The organism is Acidovorax sp. sic0104 (genome assembly GCF_019219095.1).
Taxonomy (GTDB): domain Bacteria; phylum Pseudomonadota; class Gammaproteobacteria; order Burkholderiales; family Burkholderiaceae_C; genus Acidovorax.
Map to the genome: position 1 here is coordinate 103,515 of NZ_JAHUWH010000010.1, position 17,716 is coordinate 121,230.

16 protein-coding genes are annotated in these 17,716 nt (G+C 63.7%); 8 read left to right on the forward strand and 8 right to left on the reverse strand.

Annotated elements, in window-relative coordinates:
• Nucleotides 1-182 precede the first annotated feature (182 nt).
• The gene (locus tag KW835_RS16870) at nucleotides 183-482 is read left to right on the forward strand and encodes a hypothetical protein (RefSeq protein ID WP_218384451.1); all 300 of its coding nucleotides are present in this window, start codon (nucleotides 183-185) and stop codon (nucleotides 480-482) included.
• A gap of 368 nt (nucleotides 483-850) precedes the next feature.
• Here KW835_RS16870 and KW835_RS16875 read toward each other — a convergent pair whose 3' ends face one another.
• Nucleotides 851-2,236, reverse strand: coding sequence for a PIN domain-containing protein (locus tag KW835_RS16875; RefSeq protein ID WP_218384453.1), 1,386 nt, complete (start codon nucleotides 2,234-2,236; stop codon nucleotides 851-853).
• A gap of 468 nt (nucleotides 2,237-2,704) precedes the next feature.
• Between KW835_RS16875 and KW835_RS16880 the strand changes: the two genes are divergently transcribed.
• Nucleotides 2,705-3,967 carry a hypothetical protein gene (locus KW835_RS16880; protein ID WP_255593603.1) on the forward strand — a complete coding sequence of 421 codons (1,263 nt, stop codon included), beginning with the start codon at nucleotides 2,705-2,707 and terminating at the stop codon, nucleotides 3,965-3,967.
• Nucleotides 3,968-4,340: 373 nt separating this feature from the next.
• Here KW835_RS16880 and KW835_RS16885 read toward each other — a convergent pair whose 3' ends face one another.
• On the reverse strand, nucleotides 4,341-5,525 hold the full coding sequence (locus tag KW835_RS16885; RefSeq protein ID WP_218384455.1) for a porin: 1,185 nt from the start codon (nucleotides 5,523-5,525) through the stop codon (nucleotides 4,341-4,343).
• A 309-nt stretch (nucleotides 5,526-5,834) separates the two neighbouring features.
• Complete coding sequence (locus KW835_RS16890; RefSeq protein ID WP_255593604.1) at nucleotides 5,835-6,584, reverse strand: TetR/AcrR family transcriptional regulator; 750 nt, start codon at nucleotides 6,582-6,584, stop codon at nucleotides 5,835-5,837.
• A 169-nt stretch (nucleotides 6,585-6,753) separates the two neighbouring features.
• Between KW835_RS16890 and KW835_RS16895 the strand changes: the two genes are divergently transcribed.
• Genes KW835_RS16895 through KW835_RS16905 form a run of 3 tightly spaced genes read left to right on the forward strand, consistent with a single transcriptional unit; the run spans nucleotide 6,754 to nucleotide 9,625 of the window.
• On the forward strand, nucleotides 6,754-7,746 hold the full coding sequence (locus KW835_RS16895) for a tripartite tricarboxylate transporter substrate-binding protein (RefSeq protein WP_218384457.1): 993 nt from the start codon (nucleotides 6,754-6,756) through the stop codon (nucleotides 7,744-7,746).
• A 35-nt stretch (nucleotides 7,747-7,781) separates the two neighbouring features.
• Nucleotides 7,782-8,606, forward strand: coding sequence for a cyclase family protein (locus tag KW835_RS16900; RefSeq protein WP_218384459.1), 825 nt, complete (start codon nucleotides 7,782-7,784; stop codon nucleotides 8,604-8,606).
• A complete protein-coding gene (locus KW835_RS16905; RefSeq protein WP_218384461.1) occupies nucleotides 8,603-9,625 on the forward strand; it encodes a fumarylacetoacetate hydrolase family protein in 1,023 nt (340 codons plus the stop codon). Before KW835_RS16900 ends, KW835_RS16905 begins: the two co-directional genes overlap by 4 nt.
• A 291-nt stretch (nucleotides 9,626-9,916) precedes the next feature.
• On the opposite strand, the gene KW835_RS16910 is transcribed toward KW835_RS16905, so the two are convergent.
• Nucleotides 9,917-11,584 (reverse strand): PAS domain-containing protein, encoded by a 1,668-nt coding sequence (locus tag KW835_RS16910; protein WP_218384472.1) that lies wholly within the window; start codon nucleotides 11,582-11,584, stop codon nucleotides 9,917-9,919.
• Nucleotides 11,585-11,901: 317 nt separating this feature from the next.
• On the reverse strand, nucleotides 11,902-12,792 hold the full coding sequence (locus tag KW835_RS16915; protein ID WP_218384473.1) for a LysR family transcriptional regulator: 891 nt from the start codon (nucleotides 12,790-12,792) through the stop codon (nucleotides 11,902-11,904).
• Between the two features lie 139 nt (nucleotides 12,793-12,931).
• On the opposite strand from KW835_RS16915, the gene gstA reads away from it, so the two are divergent.
• Together gstA and KW835_RS16925 are read left to right on the forward strand one after the other, a co-directional pair.
• Nucleotides 12,932-13,540, forward strand: a complete 609-nt coding sequence (gstA, locus tag KW835_RS16920; protein WP_218384475.1) for a glutathione transferase GstA — start codon at nucleotides 12,932-12,934, stop codon at nucleotides 13,538-13,540.
• On the forward strand, nucleotides 13,537-14,262 hold the full coding sequence (locus KW835_RS16925; protein WP_339385439.1) for a glutathione S-transferase family protein: 726 nt from the start codon (nucleotides 13,537-13,539) through the stop codon (nucleotides 14,260-14,262). Before gstA ends, KW835_RS16925 begins: the two co-directional genes overlap by 4 nt.
• Here the strand turns inward: KW835_RS16925 and KW835_RS16930 are convergent.
• Together KW835_RS16930 and KW835_RS16935 are read right to left on the reverse strand one after the other, a co-directional pair.
• A complete protein-coding gene (locus tag KW835_RS16930; RefSeq protein WP_218384477.1) occupies nucleotides 14,184-14,810 on the reverse strand; it encodes a pseudouridine synthase in 627 nt (208 codons plus the stop codon). The two genes, KW835_RS16925 and KW835_RS16930, sit on opposite strands and share 79 nt — an antisense overlap.
• A gap of 86 nt (nucleotides 14,811-14,896) precedes the next feature.
• The gene (locus tag KW835_RS16935; RefSeq protein WP_218384731.1) at nucleotides 14,897-15,832 is read right to left on the reverse strand and encodes a M23 family metallopeptidase; all 936 of its coding nucleotides are present in this window, start codon (nucleotides 15,830-15,832) and stop codon (nucleotides 14,897-14,899) included.
• A gap of 140 nt (nucleotides 15,833-15,972) precedes the next feature.
• On the opposite strand from KW835_RS16935, the gene KW835_RS16940 reads away from it, so the two are divergent.
• Nucleotides 15,973-17,268: a phosphatidylserine/phosphatidylglycerophosphate/cardiolipin synthase family protein gene (locus KW835_RS16940; protein WP_218384479.1), complete on the forward strand. Its 1,296-nt coding sequence runs from the start codon at nucleotides 15,973-15,975 to the stop codon at nucleotides 17,266-17,268.
• A gap of 124 nt (nucleotides 17,269-17,392) precedes the next feature.
• Here KW835_RS16940 and KW835_RS16945 read toward each other — a convergent pair whose 3' ends face one another.
• Nucleotides 17,393-17,641, reverse strand: a complete 249-nt coding sequence (locus tag KW835_RS16945) for a hypothetical protein (protein ID WP_218384480.1) — start codon at nucleotides 17,639-17,641, stop codon at nucleotides 17,393-17,395.
• Nucleotides 17,642-17,716: the final 75 nt, after the last annotated feature.

Below are 17,716 nucleotides of genomic sequence, written 5' to 3' on the forward strand. Positions count from 1 at the left end.
CATGTGCGAGGGACTAGCAACATCTATTTCTCTGGGATCGCCTGACTAAGAAAGCCTAAATGGTATTGTGGACGTAAGGTCTCAACAGGTTAGGTAAGACGATGTGAATTTCGATTATGGGATTCGGGTGCTAAGGTAGTCTCTTACGAGATTGAGAGTGTCGTAGACGTGAAGAAAATGCCATGAACAAAGCTGCGGTACATGAATCCATCGATCGTCTTGAAGAACTAACCCGCCATTTTGGTGGGCCCTATGCCGACTACCACCGCGAGTTCAAGCAGTTGTTATTCAAACTGAACGGGTGCCGCACCCAAGATCCATATTTTCGGGAACAGCTTTCAAAACTGCAGCAATACGCTGACATGGGGTTCAGTACCAGAAAATTTGAGAAGGTCACTGGCGGGCTCAACCAATTGAGAGTCTGGACGCTGGGCACACTGCAGACAGTATCTGACCTTGCGGATCAACAGTTGCCCGACTAACCAAAAACTGATCGGCTGCAATAAACCTATAGTTCGCTTTCGACGTCAATACGCAGATGACGGCAACCGCTGCAGAACCGACCGCAGGCGTGGCAGTTCCAGGCTGGTTGCAGACGTGCTGCGTCCGTCTGCGAATGAGTACTATCGGCCAGTGGTGGTCAACGGCAAAGGTCCGCGTGTGGGGAGGCGAAAAGCATCCTAGGTGGACATTGACAAAGAATGAATTCACGTGCAAGTTCGGCGTCTGCCTGCCGACAGTACAGTTGGCCTGTCGTGCCGGGAGTAACGGAGCAATGCGCTGCAGCGGGTGCTCAAGGTGCTCACGTCCAGCCGCCGTGCACCTCTGTAATCCTCTAGGGCACCGTCGCTCAATTGTCCCGAGATCCATCGAATTCAAAGGCCGAGAAGTCACGTGCACTGATTGCCTTTTCAAGATGACCGTCCATATATGGGGCTTGTCTAAAGTGCATCGTGCTCATGTCGATCAAATCCGCAACCGAGCTGTCTTTGAGGTTCTTCGGCACTACGATAGATGCCTCGGCTTCGCCGTACAGGTTTGCCGCCGTGACAACGGCATCAATGCGAAATTCAGCGGCGTGCGGATCTGCCCGACCAACGACAGCGTACTCGTACTCCGTGCCGTGGCGGAAGTCCGCGCATGCAATCCGAACTTCTATTGACCGCTTTGGCGCATCAAGCACCACGAATTCGTGCTTGCCTGGTTGCGCCATTGATCGGATTGAGTCGTGCAGCGTCTGCGGCATGTGAATGTCCATTGGAGACCTCCGCTTAGGCCGCGGAGCGGAAGGCCCTGAAGGACTGGCGACCACGTACTTCTCGTTGAACCAACCTCCAGTTGCCGTCAAGCGAATGAGCAACGACTCCGCTGGAACCTTGCCCGTGTTCTCTATCCGGAAACGAATCTGGAGCTGCCCGTAGTTAAGCTCGATCTTCCGCTCATAGTCACTTACGAAGTGAGGAACCTTGTTGCGCTCCCACTTCGTATAGCGCTCGTCCAAAGTATGGTCATAGTCGCCCAGGATTGACGTGAATTGCGAGTGCTCCTGTTCCGGCATGGGACTGTTCCGGATGATGGTCTCTTGAATCGCTTGCCGCTCTTCCAACGCCAAAGCCCTGATTCGGTACACATCCACGGAGGGTTGGCTTGTACTCAGATGCAGTGAGAGTTGGGGCTCGCGATCCTTCATTGCGTCCAACTGGCGCTGAAGATTGGCCGCCTTCTTCTCGGCCTCAGAAACCTCTCTCGGGCGAAGCCAGGTTTCGCTGACCTGATGAATGTTCAGCCCATGGCGTCTCGCAAGGTGAAGAGGACGAATATCTTGGCTAACTACTACGCGTGACTTCGGAGACGGCCCGTGTGCGGACAGTGCCTGCGCCACTACGCGCGCATCCGGCTCGTCTCGGTCAAGCTCAGGGTACTGCTCCCAATCAATGCGTGTGCAGTCAGCCAGCGCGATATCTACCCGAGGTGCAGGCGACTCTCGGACTAAGACGGTGGCCTCGCCTTCAAGCAACGGCCGCAATGTTCGATTGAATCGTCTGGCATGATCCGCAAGCCGCGCGTGGTTCTTCTTCGAGTCCACCTCCTGCATCACAGTCGGCACCACCAGAACGAGGATGGGCCCGGTTGCACTGATCTCTTTCCAAGGGAGCGCGCCAAGTGCTGAACACTCAAGGACAATGTTCGAGTCGATAAACGCTACGATCGGATACTGCTGCCAGTTGATACTCATTGAGATAGTGTGACGCAAATAATGTCAGTCGGCTTTTCTGACTTTGGGAGCTGTTACGAACTCAGGCAGTTGAAGAATATGCCAATGTCACTGCGTATGCGGCCGACGCTGCCAATAGGCTGCGGCTGGCACTACACGACGCGCAGCACGTTGCCCGCGTCCTGCGGCACCCAGTACTCGTTGCCCGTCTAGTGCTACGGGTCGGAGCCGCCAGTTCGCGCGACTGGGATGTGGTCGTCGGCGCAGCACTATCACCCAACCGCAACCGGGGACAGCTGTACCTCGCATAGCTTAAATGTTCGACCCAGCACCGAAGGCTGAGTCTCGACGTCACCTTGATGGCGGATTGGGGGCATTTCGATCCCACTACCGATCAAGCACCGCGCTTGTGCCGACAACAGTCACTGCGCCGAGCTGCGCGGCCGTTGCCTTGAACAGGGTTGCTGGTCGACAATCCGACTTAAGAACATGCCGCCCAAGACCCCCTACGACCACATATCTGCTCAGCTGCCCGCAATGCGCCTTGTAGCCAAGGCCGTCGGCCTCTTCAGCCCCAGGGTACGAGAAAGCTGGCGCCAAGTGGAGTCGCAATTGGCGGAGGTGCAGGAGATAAAGATGAACATCGCGCTGTTCTCGGAGCGGTACGTGCCGCTCGGGTGGGCGAACTATGACCGCATGTCATCGACGGTCCTCGCTGAACTAGCCATGCGCAGCGTGGAGCGGGGAGAGCATCTCCTCACTCAGCACCATCTCGACGAGCAGACCCTGCGGATGTTGGGCTACAGATTTCATCTGCCCCAGTTCCGGCCTTGGGCAGCAATCTACGAGCGAGCCATCGAACGGTGCAAGGCAGAGGATTGGCTCAGTGCGGTTCCTCTCATTCTCATCATCATCGACGGAATCTGTACAACAAGTTCTGGCAAGCATCCATTTTCTGGCGGCGCGGTCGCGGAAGTCTTCGATACCCAGACTAGCGGCACGGGCGGTCTGGCAGAAGCGTTGAAGGTGCTTGGGTCCACGCGGCGGAAGCTCAGTGAGGCCCCCATTGAGGCCCCTTTTAGACATGGCGTCGTCCATGGACTGAACCCGAACTACGGTTTTTCCATAGTCGCAGCAAAGGCTCTCAACCTGCTCCAGGCAACCACCGACTACTTTGTCAGCATCAGGGACGAAGCTCAGCGACTTGCCCGCGCAGAAGAGGAACAGCGGCCGGCCAGCTTCCGTGAGATTGCAGCCGTCATGCGCCGAACAGCGGACCTCAAGTCGGCGTTGGAAGCGTGGCGGCCCAGACCCGAGCGCGCTGGCTTGGCCATTGACGAATCATGCGCGGAACTCGCCGACGATACGCTTCCTGAAGCGGTCGCCGCAAAGTACTTGCAGTTTCTGCAGAGGACCAACTATGGAGCACTCGCTGCGCTACACGTTGACTATCCTCAGCGCCCGGTGGCCTATCGCGCGGGGCAACTTCGCCAAGAACTCAAGGGGATACGCGTGCTGCATTGGGTTATCTGCGGCATCTGTGACACATCCGCGAGCTTCACCACGCTCCGGGTGGATATCCAAGTCGAAGTTGCTGGCCGTCGCGACAAACTCTCGGCAGATCTGAGAATGATTTACGCGGACCCGTCCTTCGAGGTGATGGTACGCAGCATGGCCGAGGGCCAGTGGTATGTCATGCCCAACCTGACAACCGACCTTTGGGTGAAGAAGCTACAGCTTGAGGCACAGTAGGGTCAAACCATCTGCGGCAACGGCCGCTAGTCGCCGATGCTCGCCTTTGTAACTCTAGTTTTTCGAGCTTGGTTGCCGCGTTGTACTGCGATTCAATGCTGGAATGAAAGTAATGCTTTACGGGACTCCGCGCGTGTCGGCCAGGCACCCCATAGCTGCCTTTCCAGCATTGCACGCGAGGGGCAGCAATCGCTGCACTGCCGCCGTTTGCGTTCGTCCTCGCAAGTATTTGCGGGCTCGGGCCGGAACGTGCAATCAAGATATTTCTGTGCTGGCAGATGCTTCAAGTTGCATGCTGTGAACGGGCTTGTCGCTGAAAAAAAGGGCACCCGAAGGCGCCCTGAAACTTGGAGACAACCGTTGTGAAGTGCGCTCAGAACCGGTGGCGCACCCCCACTGCAAAGCTGGTGCCCTGTGCGCTGATCACCGAGGGCGGGGCAGGCTGCGTGCGGGTCTGGGTGCTGTCGCGCATGACCATGGCATACAGGTCCGTGCGCTTGGACAGGAAGTAGTCATACCCCAGGGTGAACACCTTGCGCTCCACATTGCCGCCCGCCACCGTGGCGGGCACGGGGCCCACGGTGTCGCTGGTGCGGCGCACCGCGTAGCCCGCCAGCACGCGGCCCGCGCCCACGGGCAAGGCAGCGCTCACATCCCACACGCGGTATGCCACGTTGAGCGGTGCAGCGGCCGTGCCCCGGTTGTCGATGCGGCCCAGGTGGGCAAACAGCTTGACCACCTCGAAGTCGTACGACGCGGCCAACTGCCAGGCGCGTGTGTCGTTGGGTGAGGTGCCGTCGGCAAAAGTGCCGGGGTTCTTCTTCACGCTCTGCCACGCCAGCGATGTGGCCCACGGGCCCTTGGCGTAGGCCAGGCGCGCAGCGCTGTTGCCGCCGCCCTGGCCTTCGGAGATGGCGTGCGCCACCGAGGCATTGAAGCCCGCGACATTGGGGCTGTCATACACCACCGAGTTGGCCCATGCCGTACCACCTGTGAGCGGGCTGCCGATGAAGGTGACCAGGTTCAGCGGCCCGAGCACGGTGGAGTCGCCGAACGCGTTGGAGGTGATGGAGCTCAGGAACAACAGCGACGTGACATTGCCCAGCCGCACCCGGCCCCAGTCGCGGTGCGATACGCCCACCCAGGCGGCGCGCGAGAACACGGGGTCGGCCGCCACGTTCACGGGCGCAGGCAAGGCGTCGCTGCGGCCGGTGGCGCCCGAGTCGTTGCGCACAAAGGACGACAGCTCAAACTGTGCCGACAGCCCGCCGCCCAGGTCTTCGGTGCCGCGCACGCCCCAGTGGCTGGTGGACATGCCGCCACCGTCGAGCTTGGTCACGGCGCGGTCCTGCGCATTGATGCCGGCAGCGGGACCCGCAAAGCGGCCCACAATGGCATCGACCAGACCATAAAGCTGCAGGCCGGGGCCTGATGCGGGTTGGGCCTGCGCGGCGAGCGTGGCGGCAGACAGGACTGCTGCGGTGCCCAGGCTGCGCGCCCAGGGCTGACAGGCCCCAGGGTGGGAGGGGTGGGGCGTGGGGGATGTGCGAGGCTTCATGGTGTCTTTCGATGGGTAGGCGGGAAGCGAAGGGCGAACCGGCCCACGGCGCAGCCAGGGCTGTTCCGGAGAGGCAGTTCAACGGGGGGAAAGGTGTCAGCGCGTTATGCGCGCTCGCGTCGTGGCGGCTAGGGTGCGCCGGTCTGGCGTGCCGACGCCGTGGGTGGGGTGGCAGCGCAGGGCCCCAGCCACCTGGGGTAGCGGTGGGCAGAGGCCATAAAAATGGGCGTGGCAGTGCTGTGCATGCGGCGCTCGCGCGGCAGTGCTGTGGGTGGGGCGAGTGGTGGTGGGTGCGTCAGCGGTAGCGCATCAGTGCACCGTGCCCTCACAGGCGCCGCGCATGCCTTGCGCAATAAACCGCACAAGCAGTGGCCCGGCCGTGGCTTCGTCGCCGGGCTGGTTCTGGCCGTACGACAGGCGCTCGATGCGCTGGTCGTTCACGTGGTGCAGCAGCGCTCCCAACGCAAACTGGTAGCACCACGCGGCCTGACTGCGCTTGGCCTGGGGCAAAGCGGCTGCAATGGCGTCGATGAATGCGTGGGCCAGCGGGTCGAACAGCTCGCGGATGATGGGCTCGTCTTCTTCCAGGTGGTCGTTCATGCCGCGCGACAGCAAGCGCAGAAAGTGGTGTCCTGCAGGCTGGCTGGCCACCTCCAGCACGGGCAGCACAAAGGCTTTCACGATCTCTTCGAGCAACTGGCCGAGGGGTGCCTTCTGCTGGGCATCAGCCAGTGACTTGAGACGCACGTCGATGTAGCCCGCATGCGCGCGGAAGATGGCGTGGTACAGCGAAAGCTTGGGGCCGTAGTAGTACCCCACCAGTGCCAGCGGCACCCCTGCTTCGTCGGCAATGTCGCGGATCGACACGCCGTGAAAACCGCGCGTGGCAAACAACCGTTCCGCTGCCTGCAGGATGTTGGCTTGGCGGTTGGGGGCCAGTTCTTCTTCGCTGGTGGCGCTGCGGGCAGCAGCGCGCTTGCGGGCCAGTGCCGGGGCTTTGGCTGCCATGGCAGCGGGCGCTGCAGCCGCTGCTTTTCTGGTGGGGGTGGATTTGGGCATAGGCTGATTTATACGGTTGTATAAATTTGTTGAACACTCGTACAAACCCCAGTCGTTTTGAATTTGTACGTTCGTATAATTTTTCCATGCCACCCGCTGCATGCCCTGTCGCACAGGGCTTGCCGGGCTTGTGCTGCATGCCGCCCCATACCTACCGGAGACAGACAACATGATCACCCGCCGCCGCTTCACCCAGCTCTCTGCTGCCCTGATGCCCACCCTGGGCGTTGCTCCCGCTGCCTGGGCGCAGGCCGGCAAGGACGCCATGCCCGACGTGGCACGCATCATTTCGGGATTTCCCGCCGGGGGGACGGCCGACGCGTTGGCCCGCCGGGTGGGTGACCGCATGCGCGGGCAGTACGCCGGTGCCGTGATGGTGGACAACAAGCCGGGTGCGGGCGGACAAATCGGCATCCTCAACCTGCGCGACAGCCCGGCCGATGGCACCAGCCTGCTCATCACGCCGTCGTCCATGTTGTCCATATACCCTTACACCTACCCCAAGCTGCGCTACACGCTGGACGATGTGGCGCCCGTGTCGTTGGGCGCCATGTTCGACCACGGCCTGGCCGTGGGGCCCGGCGTGCCTGACAGCGTGCGAACTCTGGCCGACTTTCTGGCGTGGCTGCAGGCCAGCCCTAACAACGCTAACTACGGCAGCCCTGGCGCTGGCTCCATGCCGCACATGGTGGGGGTGCTGCTGGGACAACTCACCAAGATCGACATGCGCCACATCGCCTACCGGGGTACCGTGCCCGGCATGCAAGACCTGCTGGGCGGCCAGATCCCCGCGTTCTGGGGCCCGATTGGCGACTACCTGCAGCACAGCAAGGGCGGCAAATTGCGTGTGCTGGCCATTGCAGGCGCGAAGCGCTCGCCGTTCCTGCCACAGGTGCCCACGCTGACAGAGTTGGGCTACCCGCTCAAGGTCAGCGAGTGGTACGGCTTCTTCCTGCCCGGCAAAGCGTCCGCCGACACCGTCAAGCGCGCGTCGCAGGCGCTGCAAAGCGCGCTGGTGCATCCTGAGGTGGTGGACTATGGCAAGCAGTACGGCCTGGAGGTCCGTTCTTCGAGCGCAGCCCAACTGGCGCAGATGCTCAAGGCCGATGCCGACCAATGGCGTGGCCTCATCAAGCAGACCGGCTTTACCGCCGAATCCTGAGCGCTTTGTTTCCTCCTTTGCAACCGATGCCTCCCATGCCCGCCACACCCGCTCGCCGCATCGTCGATATCTCGATGCACCTTGAAAACGATGTTGTCTCCGACCCGCCCGGTCTGGGCCCGCGCATCAACTACATCGACCACCAGATGAGCTTTGCGGACCTGGCGCAGTTCTTCCCGGGCCTGCAGAAGGAGGACCTGCCAGACGGTGAATCGTGGGCCGTGGAGGAGGTTCAGCTCAACACCCACAATGGCACGCACCTGGATGCGCCGTACCACTTCGCGTCCACCATGGACGGCGGCCAGCGCGCGCTGTCCATCGACGAGGTGGATCTGAACTGGTGCTTTCAGCCCGGTGTGAAACTGGACTTTCGCCACCTGCCCGACGGCTACGTGGTGCAGGCTGCCGACGTGCAGGCTGAACTCGCCCGCATCGGCCACACGCTGCAGCCGCTGGAGATCGTGGTGGTCAACACCCGTGCGGGCAGCGCCTATGGCACGCCCGGCTACACCCGTGCAGGCTGCGGCATGGGCTACGAGGCCACCATGTACCTGCTGGAGCGGGGCGTGCGCCTGACGGGCACTGACGCCTGGAGCTGGGACGCCCCCTTTGCCTACACCGCGCAGCGCTATGCCGAAAGCGGTGACGCATCGTTGATCTGGGAGGGCCACAAGGCCGGGCGCGATATCGGCTACTGCCACCTCGAAAAACTTCACAACCTGGAGGCGCTGCCCGCCAGCGGCTTTTACATCTCGTGCTTTCCCGTGAAGGTGCGCGGCGCCTCGGCAGGCTGGACGCGGGCCGTGGCCATCTTCGACCCTGTGCTGCCGCTGCAACCTGCGGCTGGGGTGGCGCCATGAAACTCGCCACCCTGCGAAACGGCCAGCGCGATGGTCGCCTGGTGGTCGTGTCGGAAGACGCGCGCCGCTGCATTGACGCCTGCCCCGTGGCCCCCACGCTGCTTGATGCACTGGAACGCTGGAGTGGGGTGGAGCCCGCGCTGCACGACCTGGCCCGCACCGTGAACGCGCCTGCAGCCCTGGGAACCATGCCTTTCGATGCACGCCAGTGTTTGGCGCCGCTGCCGCGCACCTGGCAGTGGCTCGATGGCTCAGCGTTCTTGAACCACGGCCATCTCATGGAGCGCGCCTTCAAGGTGCCGCCGGTGGCGGACTTCGAGACCATTCCGCTCATGTACCAGGGCGCAGCCGACGACTTTCTGGGCCCGCACGACGATGTGGCCCTGCCGTCCGAAGCCGACCAGATCGACTTCGAGGGCGAGTTTGGCGTGGTGCTCAGCGAAACCCCCATGGGCGTCACTGCTGAAGAGGCGCTGCAGCATGTGCGCCTCATCGTGCTCATCAACGACTGGAGCCTGCGTGCCTTCGGCCCGCGCGAGGCCAAAAGCGGCTTCGGCTTTCTGCAGGCCAAGCCCTCCACCGCGTTTGCCCCTATCGCCGTCACGCCCGATGCACTGGGCCCAGCTTGGCAGGGCGGCCGCGTGCACCTGCGGCTGCAGACGCAGCGCAACGGCGAATGGTTTGGTCACCCACATGGCGGTGAAATGCATTTTCACTTTGGCCAGTTGATTGCTCATGCGGCGCGCACGCGCAAGTTATCGGCAGGCACCATCATCGGCTCGGGCACTGTGTCCAACACAGATGTCAACGTTGGTTCGTCCTGTATTGCCGAACGCCGCATGGTTGAGGTCCTAGCTGAAGGGACGCCGCACACCTCTTTCCTGCGCTTTAGGGAGCGGGTACGCATCACAGCGCTTCACCCCGAGGGGGCGGAGGGGCCTTTTGGTGCGTTGGACCAAGTGGTTGTCATGGCCTTACACGAGAGTTCCCAAAAGAGCTCTGCGGTATTGGTTAGGTAGACCAGTGCGCCAATCGTTCTCGGCAAGAGCAAATGCCGACGGCATGAGGCTGAACTGAGTCATTCGGGGATGACTGTGTCCAATCATTGCGAAGCTCGTTTGCGGCCATTCAGCCAGGGCCTGCTCACGCTATTCTTGCCAGTGCGAAGGCCGTCCCGGTCGCGCCAATCCAGGCGCGTGACGACGCCAAGGCCGGGGCCTTGGCCAGGAACGCAACGACGGGTGGCGTGGCTGGGACGGCCTTCCCGTCGGGTTGCGATGCCAGAGGGCCATCCGCGGCGTTGCCAGGCCTCACTGGGGCTGTACCCCAGCTTCGGAAGTCGTCTCAGACACCTGTTGTTGAAACACGCACACGCCTGATGAATGGCTTTTGGCCTGGTACATTGCGGTGTCTGCGGCGCGCAGGTAGTCGTCCACCGTCGCCAGCCTGGATGCACTGCTGACAAGTCCAATACTCGCGCCACTGATCACGGTGTGTTCGCCGACCACATAGGGCGCAGCGAGGGAGGCGGCGATCTGTTGAGCGCGGTTGCTGGCTTCAGCGGGATCAATGGACTCCAACAGCACATTGAATTCGTCGCCACTCATGCGGGCGACCAGATCAACCGCCCGCACGCAGGATTCGAGCCGCCGCGCCACCTGCTGCAACAGCCGGTCGCCCACATGATGCCCGTAGTTGTCATTGACGGCCTTGAACCCGTTGAGATCGAGCAGCAGCACGGCGAACATTGTGGCTCCATCGCGTGTTGGCACGCCATCACCATTCGCAGCCTCGTTCTGGTGCAGCGCCATGAGATTCGCGAGGCGATCGCGGAACAACGGCCGGCCGGGCAAGCTGGTCAGCGCATCGTAGGAACTACCACGGTCAGCCAGATCGCTCAACGAGCCCGCCATGCGCACCGCAACGCCGTCTTCAAACTCGGCGAGCCCGCGCCAGTTGACCCACACCCGCCGTCCAGCCGCGTGGACCGCGCGGAAATCCACCGAAAAGTTCGGGCTGTTCCCCGACAGATGCCTGCGGTAGGCCGCCTGCACGCGCACGCGATCTTCGGGATCGATGAGTTGCTCCAGAAAGCTCCAGCCACCGTCGTGCACATGATCGGCGCTACCCAGCCCGACGATCTGGTGAAAGCGCCCGGACACATGCAGGGCGTCAGTTCGCAAGTCCCAGTACCAGATGCCGTCATTGGATCCGAGGGTCGCCAGCGAATAGCGGTTTTCGGAGCGCAACAACTCAAGTTCGGTGTTCTTTTGCTGGGTGACATCGATCATCAGGCCAATCATGCGGTTCGGTCGCCCCGGCTCGACCACTGCACGGCACAGGTCACGCACCCACACGACCTTGCCAGACTTGGCAATCAGCCTGTAGCTCATCTCGTAGGCATGGCTGTGCGTTGCGTTGTAGGCGGCATCGTCGATCACCAGGGCCTGCGCCAGGTCATCGGGATGCACATGCGCCCGCCAGAAGCCGGGGTCCGCCCGCCATTCCTCGACGGAGTAGCCGAACAAGCGTTCGACCTGCGGGCTCAGAAAGGTATTGCCCACGCCGATTTCAGCTTCCCACACCACGCCATCGATGGTTTCCAGCAAGCGCAAAAAGCGTTGGCGAATCTCCACCAGCACCTGCTCGGTGACCTCGGTGATCTCGATCAGGACACCCTGGCGGCTGATCACCCGCTCCGCCGCATCCGTCTCCGGGTGGAGTTTCAGCCGCACCCAGCGATAGTTCGCGTCGGCAAAGCGCAACCGGAACACCGGCATGCCCGAGCGCATGGTGCCAATGTCGCCGGGATGCACAAATTCAAGCACAGACCTGCCGAGCGCTGCCTCCACCGAATGGCCGGTGAGCGTGGTCCACGCAGGATTCAGGTAGGTGATCTCCCACAGCGCATCGGTCTGCACCACCGCCTCGGGTAGCAGCTGCAGTAGTTTTGCGGACGGCGTGGGAGTGATAGGCATGCAGGGCTGTCGCAAAAAGGGAGTCAGGTGAAGCCGACGGATAGGAAAATCAACCGCACCAGCGCAAGTATGGCAGGGGTTTCGGGCAGACACGTGCCATAAGCCGCTGACGAGTCGTTAGTCGATTGGCAGGTCATGATCGAAGCAGTTGCTCAGCCCGTCGAACGTGAACGACGGCAATCAACGTTGATCGACTGCATTTCTCTGGTCGCCACGGGCCTCCACTCAGAAGCTTCCGGCGCCTGAGTACAAGCACTTGTCTTGACAGGCGTAGCTACATGGACGTTGCCGGGCTCCGCTGGACCATGGGTGGCGCATCAGTGCAGCAGTACGGTGTCCGCCAGGTGTCCGTACACCGCGGCAATGCGGCGCAGGTGGCGCGATTCCGGGTGGGTCAGCAGCCACAGTTCGTTGTCGCACTCGGCCAGCGTGCCGGTGAGTGGGCGCAGGTCACTGCGGCCCATGGCCAGGAAGGTGGGCAGTACACCCACGCCTGCGCCGCGTGCCACCAGCTCCAGCACCGTGAGCAGGCTGTTCACGCGGAAGGTGGGTTGCACCTTGGGGTAGTGCTTCTTGCGCCAGCGCACCGAGGGATGGTCGGGCATGGAGTCGTCGGGCGCGATCCATGCAGCCCGGCCGGCCTGCACATCGGACATCGCCTCGGGACTGCTTGCGCCGGCGTAGAGCGCCGAGCGGATCATGCCCAGCTGCCGGCCCACCAGGTGCTGGGGTGGGCGCCTTGTGGCGCGCACGGCGATGTCGGTGTCGCGCCGCGTCAGGCTCACGAGCTCATTGCCAGCGTGCAGCTCGTACACCAGCGCAGGGTGGCGCGGCTGTAGCATTTGCAGGGCGGGCACGATGAGGCCGTGCAGCAGGGTGTCGGTGGTGGAGATGCGCACCGTGCCTGTGATTTGCTCGGGCTGCGCCTGCGTGGCTGCACGGGCGGTCTCCAGCGCAGCTTCCACGCGCTCGGCCTGCTCGGCCAGCGCCTGGGCCAGTTCCGACGCGCGGTAGCCCGCGCGCGATCGCTCGAACAGCGGCTGCCCCAGTCCGCGCTCGATGCGCTGGATGGCGCGGAACACGGTGGACGCATCCACGCCCAGGCGCTCGCCCGCCGCAGCGAGGGTGCCGGTGCGCACCATGGCCAGCACCACCTCCAGCTCAGCGGCGCCCAGGCGGTATTGCGTTGGTGCAATCGATGATTTCATGGGTGCGGATTTCATTGGCGTGAATGCAATCATAGATTCTGCCTGTCGCCGGATGCCGATGCGAGTGCATCCGGAGGCCTTTGTTCCACCGCTTGGTTCCACCGCTTGGTTCCACCGATCCCACAGAAAGACCTTTGCCATGAAGCTCTACTACGCCCCCGGCGCCTGCTCCCTCGCCGTCCACATCGCCCTGCGCGAGGTGGGCGCCACCTTCGATCTGGTGAAGGTCGACCTGGCGCACCACACCACCGAGGCCGGTGCCAACTTCTTCGACATCTCGCCGCGCGGGTATGTGCCGCTGCTGGAGCTGTCCGATGCATCGCGCCACAGCGAAGGCGCGGCGCTGCTGCAGTACGTGGCCGACCTGGACCCGGCGCAAGCGCTGATCGGGCGGCCCGGCTCGCGCGAGCGGCTGGCCGTGGTGCAGTGGCTTACCTTCATCAGCACAGAGCTGCACAAGGGCTTCAGTCCCTGGCTGTGGCACAAGGAAACGGCTGACTCCACGCGGCAGACGGTGAAGGCCAGGCTGGCCACGCGCTTCGCAGAAATGGAGGCCGTGCTGTCGCAGCGCGACTACCTTGTGGGCAGCTACAGCGTGGCCGATGCGTATGGCTTCACGATCATGAACTGGGCAAACCTGCTGGGCATTCCGCTCACGGCGTACCCGCAGGTGCAGGCCTGGATGGCGCGTGTGGCCGCGCGCCCACAGGTGCAGGCCGCGTTGCGGGCCGAGGGGCTGGCATCGTGAACGCCGCTGCGCTGCAGCCGGTTGCGGCGGCGTCGGGGCTCACGCTGATCTCGCATGCGCTGTGCCCCTATGTGCAGCGCGTGGCCATCGTGCTGCACGAGAAAGGCCTGGCATTCGAGCGCCGCACGATCGACCTGGCGCACAAGCCTGACTGGTTCCTGGAGGTTTCGCCGCTGGGCAAGACCCCCGTGCTGCAGGTGCGAGGCGAGAGCCTGTTCGAGTCCGCCGTGATCTGCGAGTACCTGGAGGAAGTCGCCATGCCAGCACTGCACCCGCAAGAGCCTTTGCAGCGTGCCCGCCATCGCGCGTGGATGGAGTTCGGCTCCACCGTGCTCTCCGGCATCGGTGCGTTCTACAACGCGCCCAGCGAGGCGCTGCTGCGTGACCGAGCCCAGGACCTGCGCGCGCGTTTCGTTCAACTGGAGCAAGTGCTCGCAGAACGCCCGCATGCAGGACCGTACTTTGCCGGGCCGGGCTTCGGCATGGTCGACGGGGTGTTCGGACCGGTGTTCCGCTACTTCGACGTGCTGGACAGTGTGCCTGGCATGGCGGACTTTGCGCTCTGGCAGGGCCTGCCGCAGGTGGCGCGCTGGCGGGCGGCGCTGGCGGCGCGGGCGTCGGTGCAGCAGGCGGTGGGCGCGGACTATGCCGAAGGCCTGCGCGCCTTCCTGTTCGCGCGCGGCTCGGCACTGTCGCGGCGCATGGGCGCGCCGGCCGCGTAGGCCTCAGCGTCTTCAGCGGCCCAGTCGCCCGACGCGAGGCCCTGCAGCGTGTACGGCCCGATGGCCGCACGCACGAGCCGCAGCGTGGGGTAGCCGACGGCTGCCGTCATGCGCCGCACTTGGCGGTTGCGGCCCTCGCGGATGATGAGCTCGAGCCAGGCAGTGGGGATGGCTATGCGCTCGCGAATGGGTGGGTTGCGCGGCCCTACGGGCGGCGCGTCCTGCAGCAAGCGGGCACGGGCGGGCAGGGTGGGGCCGTCGTTCAGCACCACGCCGCTGCGCAGCGCAGCCAGCGCGGCCTCGTCTGGGATGCCCTCCACCTGCACCCAGTAGGTTTTCTCCATCTTGAATCGCGGGTCGGATATGCGGGCCTGCAGCTTGCCGTCGCTGGTGAGCAGCAGCAGGCCTTCGCTGTCGGCATCAAGCCGGCCCGCCACGTACACCCCGGGCAGGTCGATGTAGTCCTTGAGGCCCTGCCACTTGCCCTCGGCCGTGAACTGGCTCAGCACGCCATAGGGTTTGTTGAAGCGGATGAGGTGGGGCGTCATGCGGAATTTTTCTGATCAAATTGGTTTGTAGCGTAATATGGTTGTGCGTTGTGTGCTATTGAATGTGTAGCACTTGGCGGGGGCCATCATGCGGGCACGAACAGCGCCGGGTCCACCATCGTGCGGTTGAGCATCACGCCCCAATGCAGGTGTGGTCCTGTCACGCGGCCTGTGGCGCCCACTTTGCAGAACGCTTCGCCCGCTTTCACCACATCGCCCACGCGCACATCCATGCTGCTCAGGTGGGCGTACACCGTCAACAGGCCCTGGCCGTGGTCGAGCCAGACGCTGCCGCCGCTGAAGAAATAGTCGCCCACGTCGATCACCCTGCCTGCCAGAGGCGCCACGATGGGCGTGCCCGTGCCGGCCGCGATGTCCATGCCGCTGTGCGGATTGCGCGACTGTCCGTTGAAAACGCGCCGCAGCCCGAACGAGCTGGATCTCCGGCCCGGCACCGGCACGCGCATGCGCAGCGATGCCAGCGCCTGGCCCGCTGGCTGGTCGGTGAAGGCTGCCACGACCACCGCCTGGTGATCGCGCTCGCGCTCGTAGCGGGCCTGGTCTTCGGGCGACAGGTCCACCTTGCCGGGTGCGACCTTGAGCTGCTGCTCCTTGTACTGTTTGGCGGCAATGCGGTACGGCACCTGGCGCGCACTGCCCTCGCGTTGCTTGCCGCCCGCAGGCTGCACGGTGATGAAGGCGTCGCCCGGCTCCGCGGCCAGCGGTATGCCCACCACGGCTGTCCAGTCGATGGCATCGCCCAGCACGAGCACCGGCACATCCACGTCGCCCTGGCGCACATGTGCGACCGGCCGCGTGGCCGCCGGGCCCAGAGACAGGCGCGCCACGCCACCGGGTACTGGCAGGGCCTGGGGCCACACTGCGGGCGCGGGCGGCAGGGGCTTGGCATGCAGCCGGCCGGTGGCGGGCAGGGCCAGCAGCCCGCCCGCGACGATCAAGGCGCTGCGGCGGGTCAGTGCGGGCAGGGGGTGGGGCGCGAGGGGGCTGTGGATCTTGGGCACGGCGGGCAATGAAAGCGTTGGGTGGTTGGTGGTGGGCGGCACGCGCAGCGGCGGGCGGGCGTGCACCGGCGATTGTGCCGCCGCGCCGCTGCGGCATCCGCCTACATGGGCGCTCGCGCTGCTTCGCCACAATCTTGCGCATGCCCCACGCTGGCCCCCGCCGCCTCTCCACCCCCGTCACCGTGTTGCTGACCGCGCTGATTACCGGCGCCTTCGTGCTGCTGGCACTGAACTTCACGGCCGGCGAGAAAAAGGTGCAGCAGCAACTGCCCCGCCTGTACAACGCCGCCAGCCCGCAGTTCGAACGTGCTCTGGGCAGCCTGCTGGGGCCCGGCATCGAGGGAGGCAACGAAGTGACCGAGCTTCTTAACGGTGACCAGATCTTTCCGCCCATGCTGGCAGCCATCAAGGCTGCGCAAAAGAGCGTCACCTTCGAGACCTATATCTACTGGTCAGGCGACATCGGCAAGCAGTTCGCCGACGCGCTCAGCGAACGGGCGCAGGCCGGCGTGCAGGTGCACGTGCTGCTCGACTGGGTGGGAAGCGCCAAGATGGAGGACAGCTACCTGGCCGAGATGGAGCGGGCGGGCGTGCAGATCAAGAAATTTCACCAGCCCCACTGGTACAACCTGGCACGCCTGAACAATCGCACGCACCGCAAGCTGCTGGTGGTGGACGGCCAGGTGGGATTTACCGGTGGCGTGGGCATTGCGCCCGAATGGACGGGCAATGCGCAAAATCCCGACCACTGGCGTGACTCGCACTACCTGGTGCGCGGGCCCGTGGTGGCGCAGATGCAGGCCACGTTTCTGGATAACTGGCTCAAGGTCACGGGCAAGGTGCTGCATGGCGATGCGTACTTTCCGCCCATCGCCGCCGCAGGGAATCAGAAGGCGCAGATGTTCTCCAGCTCGCCGTCGAGCGGCAGCGAAAGCATGCAGCTCATGTACCACCTGGCCATCACGGCGGCACAGCGCAGCATCGATTTGTCGGTGGCGTACTTCGTGCCCGATGACTTGACGCAGAAGCTGCTAATGGATGCGCTCAAGCGTGGTGTGCGCGTGCGCCTGGTCACCCCCGGCGAGCACACCGACACCGAGACCGTGAAGGCCGCGTCCCGTGCCACCTGGGGCGATCTGCTGCAGGCCGGCGCCGAGATCTACGAGTACCGCCCCACCATGTACCACTGCAAGGTCATGATCGTGGACCAACTGCTGGTGTCGGTGGGCTCCACCAACTTCGACAACCGGTCCTTCCGCCTGAACGACGAGGCCAACCTGAACGTCTATGACGCCGCATTCGCGCAGCGGCAGACCGTGGTGTTCGAGGACGACATCAAGCGGTCGCGCCGCGTGACGCACGCGGACTGGCTGGAGCGGCCGCTGCGCGAGCGGCTGCACGAGACGATGACGGGGTTGCTGCGGTCGCAGTTGTGAGGGATGTTTTCCCGTGCACCCGAGCGGCGGCGGGGGCTGGCGAAGTGTTTCTCGATCTGTGCAGAAGGCGGGATTTGATTTCTATGAGAAACACCTCGGCGTGATCGCACGGCTGCGGCGTGCGTCAGTGCGTCACGAATTCGTACGCCACTTCCTCGCTCTCCACCATGTCCAGCACGTCGTTGAGCTCGTCGTCGGTTTCGCTGCTGCTCCACATGTCTTCGGGGTCCGATGCGAACAGTGGCTCGACGGCGATGTCCAGGAATTTGCCTTCGGCCATCTGGATCACGGGCGTGCCTTCGGAGGTCTCGACCAGTTGCCAGTCGTCGGGCACGGTCATTTCAAGCTGGATGGTGACGTTGAGTTTTTTCATGGTGTTCCTTGTGTGAGGGGGTCGTCCGCGCAGGGCTGATCGATGGATTCGCAGTTCTATGGTCGACGGCCGATC